Consider the following 14,339-nt stretch of genomic DNA (forward strand, 5'->3'; position numbering starts at 1 on the left):
GCCGTGGGTCGTCTCAGGTGAGGAACGTCTTGAGTTCGTGCACGAGCTTGTTGATGTGGCCGGAGACCACCGGGGTGCCGAGCGCCTTGAACCGCTCGCGGAACCAAGGATTGACCTCCTGTCGTCCGGAGCTGGTCACCGAGCCGACGGGGATGAATCTCACCCCGGACCGGTGGACCGCCTCGATGCCCTCGAACAGCGGCTGGGAACGGTCGAACTCGTAGAAGTCCGAGATCCACACCATGACGGTGTTCTTCGGTTCGGCGATCTTCGGCCGGGCCATGGCCATGGCCACCGGCCCGTCGTTGCCGCCGCCGAGATTGGTGCGCAGCAGTACGTCGAACGGATCGTGCACCCAGGGGGTGAGGTCGATCGCTCGGGTGTCGTACGCGATGAGGTGGACGTCCACCTTCGGCAGCCCGGCGAAGATCGAGGCCAGAATGGTGCAGTTGACCATGGAGTCGACCATGGAGCCCGACTGGTCGACGACGACGATCAGCCGCTGCGGCGTGGTCCGGCGGACGGTGTGCCGGTAGTAGAGGCGGTCGACGTAGAGCTGCTCCTCCTGCGGGCTCCAGTTGGTGAGGTTCTTCCAGATGGTGCGGTCGAGGTCGAGGTTCCGGAAGACGCGCTTGGGCGGGACCGAGCGGTCCAGCTCACCGACCGTGGCCTTCTCCACCTGTGTGCGCAGCACCTCCGCGACCTGGTCCACGTAACGCCGGATGAGGGACTTGGCGTTGGCCAGCGCGACACCGGAGAGGTTGCCCTTGTCGCGCAGCAGTTGCTCGATCAGGGACATGCTCGGGGTGAGCCGGGCGGCCAGTGCCGGGTCGGCCAGTACCTCGCGCAGGTGCATGCGGTGCACCAGATCGGCCTCGATGGCGCCGAGCTCGGGCCCCAGGCCGTTGCCGCCGATGCCCGCCCCGGCTGATCGTTCGCCGGGTGGGCTGCCCAGCGCGCGTTCGAGCCAGCTCGCGTCGGACTGCCAGCGGGCCAGTTGGCCGGCGGTGACCGTGCCGGAACCGGTGGCGAACACGTTGAGCAGCAGCTTCGACGCGAGCGCGGCGCGCCGCACCTCGGCGGCACGGTCGCGCACGCCGTCCGCTTCGGGCTCCGGGGTCATCAGGCCGTCGAATTCATCGGCCAGCTCCGGGTGGCGCTGAACGACGGAGTCGACGGCCGTGCCCGGGTCCAGCAGTGCGGACGGCAGGCCGATGTCCTCCACCACGGCGAGGCTCGCCGCTTCCAGCGCGCTCTGCTCCTCGTGGTCGAAGAGCCGGGCCAGGAGGCGCCAGTACAGGACCTGCCGGCGGTTGTCGTCGGGGGCCGGCTCGGCAGGCGGCGGGGCAGCGGAACCGGGGCCGCTCCCAGGGGTGTGATCGGTCATTTCCGCAGCAGCCTTCCGGCGCGTTCACGCAGGACGGCGACGGAGTCGGTGGCCGCTTTCTCGGCCCGTGCTCCGGCCTTGTCGGTGGTGCCACCGGCCCACGCGCCCGCGTGGACGGCGACGGTCCTTCTCCGCACGGTCGTCTCGACGGCCACCGGCTGGAGGACGAACTCCCCGGCGTCCCAGCGCAGCAGTCCCACGCATGCGCCGGAGGCGGCGACGGCCTCCGGGGTGAGCGGGCCCGCGGTCGGCGCGCGGTCGGTGTCGACGGCCAGCCGGTGCCCGGTGAGTCCGAACGCCAGCGGCCCGTCGTCCTCCCGCTCGGCCGCGTATCCCTCCAGCAGGACGGGTATGGCGATCCGGGCCGGATGGCGGTCCAGCGGGGCGGTGACGGGATCGGTCGCGGTGGAGAGGATCACCCGCGCCGTCGCGAACGGGTCGGCGGCCTCGCCCGCGCGGGCCCGCTCGTCGTCCCAGACGAGGTCTCCCTCGGGGGTGAGGGGCATGGCGTCGAGCTCCATGGAGCGGCCCTCGCCCACGGCGGCGAGAAGCGACATGCGCGGGCGGAGCAGCTGCCACAGTCCGGCACCGACGACGGTGTCGGGCTTGGGCGCGGACACCGAGGCCCGCACCAGGCGCGGTGCCGTGCCGTCGGCGGGCTCGAACACCGCGTGGACCTGGGCCTGCACGGCGGTCGCGTGTTCCTGCATGTCGACGCCGAGCGGCAGCAGGCGGCCGGTCGCGGGGGACGTGGCCGGTGTGCGGGCGGCGCCCGCCAGGGTCAGGAGCAGCGCGCGCGACCACAGGTCGGCCCAGCGGCGCTCCGCAACGCGCTCCAGGGCGGCCCCCGGGCAGGACGCGGCGAGTTCGGCGGCGAAGCCGTCGAACAGTGTCGCCTGCCGCCGCAGCAGCGGGTCGGACAGCATCGCGGAGACCACGGGCGCAGCACCGGCTATCAGTTCGTGGTCGATACCGTGCCAGCCGGCGCGGGCGAGGTCGCACAGCCAGGCGCGGGCGGCGGCGAGCACGTTCGCGCCGTGCTCCTCCCGGTCGACGGCGGGGGCGGTCTCCTCGGCGCGCGGCCGCCCGGTGACGTCCCCGACGCGGGCCGTCAGCGCGTCGTGGACGGAGCCCATGAGTGCGGTGCGGGCGGCGGCGAGCACGACGAAGTGGTCCTCGGCGGCGGCACCGGCCGCGGCCTTCTCGGCCGCCTCGACGACCCGCGAGGCCAGCGGAGTGCCCGAGAGGGCGTCCGCGATCGCGGTCAGGCCTGCGACCTGCGTGGGCTGCGGGCGGAGGAGCCCGTCGACGAGTACGCCGTCGAAGGCGTCCACGGCCGCGAGTGCCTCGTCGAGCCCGTCGACGGGGTCGAAGAGCAGGTCCGTACGCATCAGGCCACCGCCCTCGTCGGCGGGAACCAGTGCATCTCGGGCAACGGTGCGGTGACGGGCTCCAGTTCGAGGTAGGCCAGGTGCCGCAGGAACCGGCTGAAGACCGGGGCGGCGGCCGAAGTGTCGCCCTGCGCGGGGCGCGTGGCGGTCATCATCGAGACGAGCCCGGGGCCGTCGAGCTCCCCGTCGGGTGTCTCGGCCTTCAGATACCGGGCGACGCGCCCGGCGCCGTACTGGAGGACGGCCTCGCCGACGAGCGCGCGGATGTGGTTGCAGAAGGTGCCGCGCGCGCCGCCGCAGGGGCGGTTGTTGTTGGTGCTGCACGCGAACGCGTATGTTCCGGCCGCGATCGAGGACACGTACACACGTCCTATGTCGGACCCGCTGGACACCACGCCTTGCAGCCGCCCGTCAGCCAGCTCCACGAACGGTACCTTGGCAAGTTTCCGCGGCCGCGCAGGCGATACCACCCGCACCGTGCTCGCCCTCTCCCAGACCGTCAACGCATCTCTCCTATGCATGTCAAAAAAAGGGGGTGTTCGCGCCGTCGCGGCGGAACATGAACGAACCTATCCCCGCCCACTGACAACGGCTTCGGGCGCAGCGTGGCGACGACCCGGCGAAACCCGATGAACCCGGCAGCTCAGAGCCCCTGCCGAGGCCGCCACTTCCGCGGCCGAGGCCCAGGGACTGTCGGGCTCATGCGCACTCGGCCGGGGACAACGTGACCCGGGGCAAGGCCACCGGGTGCAGCATCCCGATCCGGAGCGGCCGTTCCCGGCGGGGATACTGCGGATCCACGCAGGGGCAACCGTCCGGGCCGTTCCGGAGCCGCGGGGCCGAAGGGTTCCCAGGGCCGGCCAGGGCCGCCCCGCCACCGGTCCACGGGTTCACCGGGAGCGCCGAGTACATCCGTGTCGATCCATTGTGCCGGACCACGACGTGATCGGCCTGGACCCGTTCGAGCCCCCTCCGCCACCTGGCGCACGCGACCGACCCGTGCCGGGCCCTCTCGCGCGCGGTGCCTGCGCGTCCGGCACGTGAGGTGTGATCCGCCGTGCAGGGGGCGGCAGATCGTCCGGCCGAAGCGGGAGCGGGCACCGGCTCCGAACCCCGCATGTGGCTGTGCCGCTTCCCTCGGCGCCTGCGAACCCGACTTTCGGTTCAGGGCCCAAGGGGTCAGATATCCAGGCCGCGCCACAGGGCACGGGCCGCGGTGTTGTGTGCTTCGGCGGGGCTGTCTGCAGTGTCCCAGACATGGGGAGTTGTCGTCGGGCCGTTGAAGGGGGCCCATCCGGGTTCACCAGTGGTTGCGAAGCCGACCCACGCGCCCACCATGCGCCGGGACAGCTCATGGTCTGCGGCATCGGGTGGACCTCCGATGAGGAACTCGACGCTTTTGAGGGTGAGGTTGCCGAAGGCAAAGGGGATGTCGGCGCAGTGCCAGGCGCGTACCACTCCCTCGGGGCCCTCGCGGTGGCGGGCGAAGCAGGATGTGAACGCTCGACCACCGGCCTGAGCGTGCCGCTCTGCCAGCCGACTGGTGTATTCGCTGAACAGCAGGTCGCCGAGGATCGCAAGATGGATGTCGAGGACCGGGGCATCGGGCATCAGGTCCCGGTAGCCCTGTACCAGGTCATCGGGGAGGCGGAAGTCCCGTGCGAAGACGGTCAGTTGTTCGTCGGTGGTGACCTTCGCACTGCTGCCGACGGCGTCCATCAACCAGTACTCCTGACTGGTGTGGGACACCAGAAGGTCCACCCCCGTCTCCGAGGCTCCGGCTGCCATCGCGGACAGGGGGTCGCTGGGCAGGATGTCTCCGTCGACGACCGGACCGTAGATGACAGGGTTGTAGTGGCGGGGCCCGGAACCCGGATCCTGCCGGCAGCTGTCGACCACACGATCGGAAGCCACGACCAATGCGTGCGGGGTCGCGGACCTCAGGCACGTGGAGGTGGCGGGGATGCCGGCCGCCGCAGCAACCCTGCGGGTTGTCTCGGCTGCGAGTTCCAGTGTGCAGCACGGGCCGACGGCACTGTGGGCGATGACGCGGCGGAACAACCCGCGTGCCGGTCCATCACCATCAGGCAGGCAGCCGAAGCCGCCCCGGAGGACTGCCCCGCCACCGTGACGTTGGCCGGGTCGCCACCGAAGGCGGCGATGTTCTCGCGTACCCACTGCAACGCGGCGATCTGGTCGAGCAGGCCCCGGTTCTCCGGGTACGGCGGCTCGGCACCGGGCGGGACGTGACCGAAGCCTTCAAAACCGAGCCGGTAGTTGAAGGTCACCACCACCAGCCCGGCGCCGGCCAGGGCGGTGCCGTCGAAGTCGGGCTGCGCGGAAGAGCCGAAGGTGTAGGCACCACCGTGGATCCAGACCAGAACCGGCGACAGCCCGTTGTGGGATGCCGAAGCCCAGACGTTGAGCGTGAGGATGTCCTCCTCGCCGGGCGACCGGAACGGCGCTCCTGGCAGCCGCGCGGAGTGCGGGGCCACCGGTCCGAAGTCCTGGCACTCACGGACACCCTCCCACGCCCGAACCGGACGCGGCTCTCTGAAGCGGTTGGCCCCAAAGGGCGCGGCAGCATAGGGAATACCGAGGAATGCCACGATTTCGGGGGCCGGCCGACGGCCCCTGACCAATCCGTCCTTCGTTGTGCGGACATCCACGGTCTTCCTCCACCACACGGACATGGTCGGCTGCTCGGAGCGACATCAATGCGAGCATTCCGTCGAACACGGCTCCCAGCCTGCCAGGGAGGCAGAGTCCAGCACCAACACCGGAATTCGACCGATTGACACACTTGTGATGTCAATCAGTGACGGGCTGAAGCTCTCCGGATTCCCCGTCGTGGTGGTGGGCTCGTCCGATCAGCCGATGCAACGAAGGCCGCGCGGCGAAGCCGGTTCAGTAGCGGTGGTCGGGCCAGTGCGGGTCCTCCCAACGGGCAGGGCCGGTGAGTCCGATGAGCCGTATCCGGTGAAGCAGTTCCTCGGAAACATCCTGGGCTCGAAGCCGCGCAGGGGCGCGACGGACCAACCACGCCGCGAGCTCGGCGCGCAGGGCGTCTGCGTTCTCCCACGCCTCCCATGGAAGTTGATCACCCAACAGGTCGTACTCCCAGTGGGCAGCCGCTTCGGCCAGGTGCCGGTCGGCAACGCGGTGTTCGAGTGCCTCCCAGGTGTTGAGCCAGGGGCTGAGCGTGCCGGATGCCTCGGCGCACAGCGCGAGGACCTCATGCACGGGGACGGCGGGATCCGATTCGGCGAGGGTGCGAGCCCACCAGGCGTGCAGGAACTCCCGGACCGCCGCGCTCTGGTGCGTGGACCACTGCCGCCAGTGGCCGCGAGCGAACGAACGTCCGACCTCGTACATGCCGAACATGGGCTCCACGAGGCCACTGACCAGCGCCCTGGCGAATTGAGGCAGGATACGTCGCAGCACCGAGCCGTGGTCGTTCCAGTCGGGGGCATCCCAGGTGCGACGCAGAAGGTCCGGGTCGAGCACCACGTCCGGGACCTTCAGTTGCGCAAGCTCTTCGTCACTGCCCCAGTGACAGTCACACTGGGTCTCGTCGCTGCGGGCGGTCGACCCGCGAAAGGTGACGTCCAAGCGTTCCAGAGCACGGTCGAGTCGGAGCCGTGCGGGAGTGTCGTCGAGGTTCATCGTTGTCGGCGCAGCCTCAGGGGGACTCCGGGTGGCTTCCGCCAGCCGAAGATCACAATTCTACCGGGTGTCGTTCACCATCGTCACGGCAGTCGCCCTCTCTCCCGGCCGCTTGCGACGGCCCGGGCACCGGTCGCGAGATCAGCGACAGTCGAATCACTCGGCTGTCGACAGACTCCACCGCCTTTGGCGGCGGTGTTTCCGGCGCCGGCCGGGCAACTGCGGTACGCGGACAGTCCTCAGCGGACGAACCGCACCACGGGACGGACCCACGAGGCGAGGTCGGACAGCAGCCGGTCGGCGTGCGGCAGTGCACGAGGCCCGCAGGCGGCCGCGCCGACGGCGACGGCCACGCCTGTCCACGCCAACGGTCCCAGAGGCGTACACCCGAAGAAGTGGCTGACACCCGGCGTCTGGACGAGGGTGATGAGCACGGCGGCCGTGCCGAGGACGGTGACCAGCACCAGCGGGCTGTGGCGGCGTCCGACGACGGTCTGGGTGAGCTGGGCTCCGACCACACCGCACAGGGCCATCGTGCTGGTGCGCCGGACCGAGCCCGGGGTGAGGGCGCCGAGCAGCCATGCGACGGTCGCACCGACTCCGGTGATCAGGCCGCGATGAAGGATCTGGCGGGTCAGCGGCGGACCGAGGACGGCGAGGCCCACGGGGACGTCGAGGACTGCGGTGGACTCACCGGGGGGTTCCGGATCGTGGGGGGTGACCGCGACCGCCATCGCCGGGAACATGTCGGTGAGCAGGTTGACCAGCAGCAGCTGACGCGTCGACAGCGGCGAGGTACCGGACAGCAGGGTGCCCAGCACGGAGAAGCCGACCTCGCCGGCGTTCCCGCCGAGCAGGATGCTGATCGCGTCGGCCACGCTGCGCCACAGGGCACGGCCCTCGCCGATGGCATCGATGAGAACCGACAGCTCGTCGTTGGTGATCACGAGGTCGGCGGCATTGCGCGCGGCGGCCGACCCACGCGCCGCGATGCCGACCCCGACATCGGCGGCGCGGATGGCGGCGGCGTCGTTGGCGCCGTCTCCGACCATGCCCACGACGCGTCCCGACTCCCGGAGAGCCTCGACCACCAGCAGCTTCTGCTCGGGTGCGACGCGAGCCACGACGCCACAATCCCGGAGCAGACGCGCTCGCCCCGCCCGGTCGAGCGTGGCCAGTTCGTCGCCGGTGACGACCGTCACGTCCGACGGCCAGCCCAGGGCCACCGCCACGGAACGGGCGGTTTCCGGGTGGTCGCCGGTGAGCATGACGGGTCGTACGCCGACGTCGCCGAGACCGGCCACGAGCGGGGCCGAACTGGCACGAGGACGGTCGGCGAGCGCCACGAACCCGACGAGCTCCAGCAGTTCGAGCGGCTTCTCCAGTGCCTCGGCCGCCTCCTCGGCCGCCAGGTGGCGCCGGGCGACGGCCAGCAGCCGCAGGCCCCGGGCGGCAAGGGCGCGCGCCCTGTCGACGGTTGCCGGATCCGCGTCGGGACAGCACGACAGCATGACCTCGGGAGCTCCCTTGACGACCAGGGTGTCCCCGCCGTCCGTTTCCCTTCCGACGGCGGCCGCGTAGCCCCGGCTCGCCTCGAAGGGCTGGGCCCGCACGACGGTCCACCCGGTCTCGCGCGGGGCAGCCGCCAGGACGGCCTCGTCGGTGGCGTGGGCGTGGACGCCCGGCTGCTCGGCTACGCGCGGGCAGGCCCGGGCGGCGATGCGAAGGATCTGTTCCGCCTCCGGGCCGGACGGCGGGTGCTCGGCGCCGGTGGCGGTGAGCAGGCGGACGACCCGCAACCGGTTCTCGGTGAGGGTCCCGGTCTTGTCGAAGCACATGGTGTCCACGCGCCCCAGGGCCTCCAGACTGCGCGGCGTGCGGACCAGGACTCCCAGCCTGCTGAGCCGCCGCGCCGCGGCCATCTGCGCCACCGTCGCCACCAGGGGCATGCCTTCGGGGACGGCGGCCACCGCGACCGCCAGCCCGCCCTGGAGCGCGGTGCGCACCGGGCGGCCGCGCAGCAGGGACAGACCCGCCACCGCGGCGCCGCCGGCGAGGGTGAGGGGCAACGCCCGGCGGGTCAGCTGGTGCAGCCGCGCCTGGACCCCCGCCGAGGCGGGGACCCGGGCGGCGAGGGACGCAGCGCGGCCGGCCTCGGTCTGGTCGCCGGTACCCACCACCACGGCGCGGGCGCGCCCGGCCACCACCGTGGTGCCTTCGAATGCCATGGAGCTGCGGTCCGCCACGGATGCCTCCGCCACGGGCGCCACCTGTTTGTGCGCGGGCAGCGACTCGCCGGTCAACGAGGACTCGTCGACCTCGAAGCCGCTGACCTCCAGCAGACGTGCGTCGGCCGGCACGACGTCGTTGGTGCGCAGCTCGATCACCTCGCCGGGTGCCAGTCGTCCGGCCTCGACGACGGACGGCTCGTCCGCCGACACGTCGGACAGGCGGCGGGCCGTGCGCCTCTGCCCGGTGGCGAGTTCGGCCAGCGCCCTCTCGGCGCGCAGCCGCTGTACTCCGCCGACCAGTGCGTTCCCCGTGACGGCTCCGACGACGAGGAACGCGTCCACCGCGGACCCCAGCAGCGCGGACGCGGTGGCACCGATCAGCAGGACGGGGGTGAACGGGTCGTCGAGTTCGGCCCAGGTGGCGCCCGCCAGACGCGCGCCGACCCTGGCCGGCGCGAGGACCGGGTGAGCGGCCGCGGCGTTCAGTGCGTGGCCCGTCCGGCCTCGCACCACCGCCCATGCGGTGGGCGCGGCCCGCGGCGCCCTCGCCAGCCGGGCCATGACCTCCTCCGGGTGCAGAGCGTGCCACGGCACCCGCGGCCCGGGGTGTGGGGGCGCACCGGAAGCGGCCCCCAGAGCGCCGCACCAGCCGGACACCAAAGCCGCGGCGGCGGCGATGCTGACCGGACTGATCCGCAGTTCGAGCGGGAAGGGGACCGGCTGGGTCCGGGCCCCCCGGGTGAGCACCAGGAGTTCGGAGAGCGTGGCACCCGCCTCGGCGAGGAACTTGGCCCGTCGACCGGCCGCCCGCGCCGCAGGCACGGCGGACAGCAACCGCCACGCGCCCTCCAGACCGCGCAGGGGCAGCACGTCCGCGCCCCAGACGACGGCGCCGCGCTCGTCGGCGACGGCCACGGCGATGTCGCTGCCGAGCAGCCCTTCGAGCACGTCGCGGGCCGCGTCGGTCGGCGCCCCTTCCGCCGCCCTCCGGTCGGCCGGTACGCGCGCCACCGTCAGGACTGTCCGCCCGCCGTTGCGCAGACCGGCCACCACCTCGGTCAACGGAACCCCGGAAGGGACGAGTTGGTCGGCCAGGGTCCCGAACTCGCCGAGCGAGTGGTCGTCCGGAACGACGACGTGCAGGCCGGCCCGGCGCGCCGCGTCCAGCACGGCCTCGGCCATCGGGTCGAGCTCCCGGCCGACCAGGACCGTACCGACGTCGATGCCGCGCACCGACGCGATCATCAGGCCCGTGTCCTGCGGTTCGGCGTCCGACGCCGCCCCGTCGGGCACCGGGCGCAGGCCGATTCCCGGCTTCCTGGTCCGGGACGCCGCCGCTCCGTCTTCGGGCGAGCTCAGGGCCGCGGTGGCCTCCCGCCACAGCCGGCGGTGATCCCACCCGGTCCTGCTGGGATGGACCTCCAGCACGGTGGGCCGGATGCTGCGCAACGCTCCGGGATGCAGGACGACGGTGTCCACGAGCTCCAGCCGACGCAGCCGCTCCGGGCTGCGGACCAGCACGTCCTCGCGTGCCAGGACACTGCCGAGCGCCGCGGTGAAGGCCGCCGGGCCGTAGCGCGCGGCCTTGGGCGAACCCGCGAGGACGGTCTCCGCCGCCCCGTCGAGGCTGCGGGTGAACAGGAGCGCGGTGACGGCCCCGCCCAGCATTCCGTTGATCGCGGCGTCGGCGTAGTCCTCGCCGGGGCACGAACGCAGCGGCGGACGCACGGTGTCGTCTCCGCCCACCGTGGGCCTGCCCGGCACGCACAGCGTGTCGTGCACCGCGTCGAACGCCGCGAGCTGGGCGACGGACTCCGTCAACTGGGCGATCCGCAAGCCCGCGTCGAGCAGCAGCGGGCTCGGGGACTGCCCGATCCCGCAGGCGGCCGCATGGGCCGCGGCGAGCACCAGGTCGGCCGGATCCGGACCCAGTGCGCGGCTCAGGACCGCCCGTACCCGGGAGTCTTCCCGCATGACGACGGCCGCGGCCACGACGATCTCCGGCACGGTCCCCAAAAAGGCCGCCCTCGCCACGAGGGCCGTGGCGATGCCCGCCGCATCGCAGGCCACGGCGATGGCATTGGCGCGCACACCCCCGGCCGCACCCGGGTGCGTGTGCTCCAGTGCCTGGTCGTCGACGCGCATCAGCCCGTGCCGGGCGGCGATTTCGGACACCTGGTCCACCAACTGCTCACCGACCGCGCCCTCGGTGGTCTGCACGACCAACCGTTCCAGGCCGCTGTCCCAGTAGGCGACCAGCACATCGGGGTGTTCGGCCAGCTCGACGGCCACCTTCTCGCAAACGGCTCCGACCTGCTCCACGGCGGGTTCCCTCGCCTCCGGGTGCCGCCGCAGCGCGAGGTGCATGCGGGACCCGGCACGCCAGTGACCGGTCCGAGGAGTGATGGCGTTGCGGGCGACCCTGCCGACCCGCAGCGCGGTCGCCGACACCGCCGCCGCCCCGCTCACGACGCCACGCGCACCGGTGCTCACGAGTTCGGCGGCCATTTGGGCCGTGCCGGTGGCCGGCGGGGCGATCCGGCGCGCGGCCCCGACGGGGGCCGCCAGGGCGTTCTGAACGACCACGGCGGGCAGCCCGGTCAGTAAGCGGAGCAGCATGTCTCACCTTCGCGGGCCTGCCGTACGGGCCGGGGGCAACGGACGGTCGTCGGAACGGTCGAGCGGGGTCGTCGAGCGGGCGGTGGCCGCGCCGGCCGGTCGTCGCGGTGTTCGGCGTCGGAGCGGGCGGAGGGCCGGCGTCAGGTCTTCTTCCGCGCACCCGCCCCGGTGCGCGAGGTTCCGGCCGCGGCGCTCTTGGCGGTCCGCCCGGACGAGCGGGCCTTGGCCGTGCTCGTGGTGCTCGCAGACTTGGGCGCACGGGTCTTCGCCGTCACCGAACCGGCCTTACCAGGACGGGACTTCGCCTTGCCGGGACGGGACTTCGCCTTGCCGGCGGGGGCCTTCGCCTTGCGGGTTGCAGTCGACGCCTTGGCCGACTTGGCGGTGCGTTTCGTCGACGCCCCCTCGGCACGGCTCTCGCCGGCCGTCCGGACCGCCGCGGCGTCCTTGGGACGCTGCTGCGTGAGCCACACGGCGGCGGCGCCCGCCGCGGCCACCGGCCATTCGACCACACCGACCACACCGAGCAGCCCGGCACCGGCGTACGCCGCGACGCGCCGTGCGTGGGGCGAGACGATCCCGACGGAGTCCAGCACACCGTCGACGAACTCCTTGGCCCGGTCGGCACCGGGAACCCTCTCCACCGCCGTCGTCGCCATCTGCATGGGGTGCGCCAGCGTCTCCTGAACGGGATGCCGCGCCTTCGTGTCCCCTGAGCCGTGCGCATGGGAACTGCCAGTCATGGTCGATCTCCCTCCGTAGGACAGGCGAGGCATGCGGCAATGCCGTGACATAGCTCACCTTTTCGACAACCTTGACCAGATCCGAAAATTTCGGCAACTTTGGAGATGTCCGTATCCGCTGGATGGCGGAGTCGGCCGTGCGGCCGCCGCGCCGCCCGTTTCTCTCCGCCGGACGAGTCCGAGGAGACGCCCGACCGGCGTTTCGGTTTCCGGACACGTGCGCGTGTCCCGGCCACGAGGAGGTGACGGCATGAGCGCCCGGTCCAGTCCCGACCCGTATTCCAGAAAGCCGACCCTCACCACCATCACCCCCCTCTCCGCCCCTCCGGCCTGACGCGCACGCCGGCCGGCCCGCCCCGCGTTCCTCCGCCGGGCCCAGGCTGTCCCGCTGTACGCGATGGCGACGCCCTCCGGGCCGCAGGCGCCGAGCCCCACTTCCGCGGAGGCCGTCTCATGCGCATCGAACTCACCTGGCCGCGCCCCGGTACCGACGACCGGACCCTGACCCTCGCACTCCCCGGCCCGCCCGCCCGGCTGTGCGCCCCTCCCGCCGCCCTGCTCCGCGCCGTCGTGTGTGCGGAGCCCGTGGTCCTGGCCGCGGCCGTCGCCGTCGGCGCGGGCCCGCTCACCCGGGCCGCACTGCCGTACGCCCTGCGGTTCGCCCGGAAGGCGCTCGACACCGGCACGACCGATCACCGCCCCGGCCCGGCACCCCGTGAATCCCTCGCCGACCCGACCGCCCATGGCCGCTGAACAATGCTCCGGGTAGTCGCCGCACAGGTGGAGCGGCGACGCCAGGACGGGGACGCCCGCGGCGCGCACGCGCACCGCCCGGGAGGGCGTGAGGAGCGGCGTGGCGGCATCACACAGGCCCGAGCCACCACCGCTGGACGTGAACGAAGCCACCGGGCACACGTCGGCCCCGGGCGCAGATGCGGGACGTCTCACACCCAGGGCCGCAAGACCGGTCAGCGACCGCCTTCAGGCTCCGGCCGCAACGAGGACACCGCCCGGTCGGACTCGCCGGTGAGGTCACCGGTCTCACCGGGCTCCACAAGCCGCCATTCACCGCCGAAGTTCTCATTCTGGTACAGGCACCGGTCCTCACTGGTGCTGTTGAAGGCACTGCGCGCCCTGTCGTCGAACCCCACGGCGCGGAGGCCGGATACGGCGTCGTGGGTGGAGAACGTCGCGCCTCGGCCCGCATGTCCCCCGTACAGGCACACGTACTCGTCACTGCATTCGTAGTCGTCCGAGGTTGGCGCGCCGGGACCACATCCACTCATTGCCGTCCCACCTGCTGCCGTCGTGCTGTCTCACAACCAGCCACGGCGGGCCGCGATCACTCCGGCCTGGAAGCGGTTGGCGGCGCCGAGGAGGTCGTGCAGGCGGCTGATGCGGCGGCGCATGGTGCGGACGGACCAGCCGAGCTGACGGGCTATCGCCTCGTCCTTGAGGCCGCTGACCAGGAGGGTGAGGACGAGGCGGTCCTCCTCACCGAGGGGGTCCTCGGCAGGGGCGTTGAGAGGCAGCGCCTGCTTCCAGCACATTTCCCAGTAGCCGGTGAGGGCATCGAGCAGGGTGGACGGGCGGATCACCGCAGCGCGCACGTCGTCGAGGTCGAGGGAGAGCGGCATCAGGGCGAGCTTGCGGTCGGCGATGGCGAGTTTGATGCCCAGGCCGGGCATGACGCGGGCCTGTTCGCCGTGCCGGACCAGCTCGCGGATGTCGTCGAGGACGCCCGGCCATTCCAGGGCCTCGGGGGCGTAGACCGCGCGGTACCGTACGCCGCGGCCGAGCGCCGTCGCCTCCACCGGGTTGGAGGTCGTCAGGGCGTACGGCGGCCGGTCCAGGGTCATCACGTCCTCGTGGGCCTCCTGCTGAAGGCGGACGAACCAGCGGCCGAGCGCCTCGCTGCCGGTGGTGATCTCCACCTCGTCCTCACAGGTCGCACCGGTTCGCGCGGCGACGAACAGCCGCGACAGCTCGTCGGCCGCCGAACGGACCCGCTCCAGCTCATTGCTTCTGGTCCGTACCAGCGCCTCGACGGCTGCGCCCGGCTCGATCGCGGCGTACCGGCGGCGGGAGCCGGCGAGCCGGCCGACCAGCCCGTGGTCGCGGAGCCGGTCCAGCGCCCTGGCAACGCGCTCGGCCGAACAGCCGAGATCCGCGGCGAGTTCGGCAGGCGCCGCCGTCCGCCGGGTCAGAACGGCGCGGTAGACGCTCTCGTCGAACGGATCGATTCCTGCCGCCGTGAGTTGCGGTGTCTCGGGAGTCATGGACGGATGGTGGCCCAGTTGTG

Annotated in this window: 9 protein-coding genes and 1 pseudogene; 1 reads left to right on the plus strand and 9 read right to left on the minus strand. The window is 72.3% G+C overall.

The window, feature by feature from the left end; genetic code table 11:
- Nucleotides 1–13: 13 nt before the first annotated feature.
- The 7 genes and pseudogenes from ACIOHC_RS34610 to ACIOHC_RS34640 all read right to left on the minus strand — a co-directional run bounded on the left by ACIOHC_RS34610 (nucleotide 14) and on the right by ACIOHC_RS34640 (nucleotide 12,037).
- Entirely contained in the window at nucleotides 14–1,387 is a 1,374-nt protein-coding gene (locus tag ACIOHC_RS34610) for a VWA domain-containing protein (RefSeq protein WP_365691273.1), read from the minus strand.
- On the minus strand, nucleotides 1,384–2,808 hold the full coding sequence (locus ACIOHC_RS34615) for a hypothetical protein (RefSeq protein WP_401845442.1): 1,425 nt from the start codon (nucleotides 2,806–2,808) through the stop codon (nucleotides 1,384–1,386). The genes ACIOHC_RS34610 and ACIOHC_RS34615 overlap by 4 nt, the downstream gene beginning before the upstream one ends.
- Nucleotides 2,778–3,299, minus strand: a complete 522-nt coding sequence (locus ACIOHC_RS34620; protein ID WP_351081735.1) for a hypothetical protein — start codon at nucleotides 3,297–3,299, stop codon at nucleotides 2,778–2,780. Before ACIOHC_RS34620 ends, ACIOHC_RS34615 begins: the two co-directional genes overlap by 31 nt.
- A 658-nt stretch (nucleotides 3,300–3,957) precedes the next feature.
- Nucleotides 3,958–5,471 (minus strand): annotated as a pseudogene (locus tag ACIOHC_RS34625) (carboxylesterase/lipase family protein).
- A 214-nt stretch (nucleotides 5,472–5,685) separates the two neighbouring features.
- Nucleotides 5,686–6,444, minus strand: coding sequence for a hypothetical protein (locus ACIOHC_RS34630; RefSeq protein WP_365691276.1), 759 nt, complete (start codon nucleotides 6,442–6,444; stop codon nucleotides 5,686–5,688).
- Nucleotides 6,445–6,683: 239 nt separating this feature from the next.
- Nucleotides 6,684–11,294, minus strand: a complete 4,611-nt coding sequence (locus ACIOHC_RS34635; protein ID WP_365691277.1) for a cation-translocating P-type ATPase — start codon at nucleotides 11,292–11,294, stop codon at nucleotides 6,684–6,686.
- A gap of 140 nt (nucleotides 11,295–11,434) precedes the next feature.
- On the minus strand, nucleotides 11,435–12,037 hold the full coding sequence (locus ACIOHC_RS34640) for a hypothetical protein (RefSeq protein ID WP_365691279.1): 603 nt from the start codon (nucleotides 12,035–12,037) through the stop codon (nucleotides 11,435–11,437).
- A gap of 453 nt (nucleotides 12,038–12,490) precedes the next feature.
- On the opposite strand from ACIOHC_RS34640, the gene ACIOHC_RS34645 reads away from it, so the two are divergent.
- Nucleotides 12,491–12,790: a hypothetical protein gene (locus ACIOHC_RS34645; RefSeq protein ID WP_351081725.1), complete on the plus strand. Its 300-nt coding sequence runs from the start codon at nucleotides 12,491–12,493 to the stop codon at nucleotides 12,788–12,790.
- 215 nt (nucleotides 12,791–13,005) lie between these two features.
- Here the strand turns inward: ACIOHC_RS34645 and ACIOHC_RS34650 are convergent, their stop codons facing one another.
- Together ACIOHC_RS34650 and ACIOHC_RS34655 are read right to left on the minus strand one after the other, a co-directional pair.
- Nucleotides 13,006–13,323 (minus strand): peptidase inhibitor family I36 protein, encoded by a 318-nt coding sequence (locus ACIOHC_RS34650; RefSeq protein WP_351081723.1) that lies wholly within the window; start codon nucleotides 13,321–13,323, stop codon nucleotides 13,006–13,008.
- A gap of 30 nt (nucleotides 13,324–13,353) precedes the next feature.
- On the minus strand, nucleotides 13,354–14,316 hold the full coding sequence (locus ACIOHC_RS34655) for a helix-turn-helix domain-containing protein (RefSeq protein ID WP_351081721.1): 963 nt from the start codon (nucleotides 14,314–14,316) through the stop codon (nucleotides 13,354–13,356).
- Nucleotides 14,317–14,339 lie beyond the last annotated feature (23 nt).

The organism is Streptomyces sp. NPDC088252, assembly GCF_044740965.1.
In the GTDB taxonomy this organism is placed as follows: domain Bacteria; phylum Actinomycetota; class Actinomycetes; order Streptomycetales; family Streptomycetaceae; genus Streptomyces.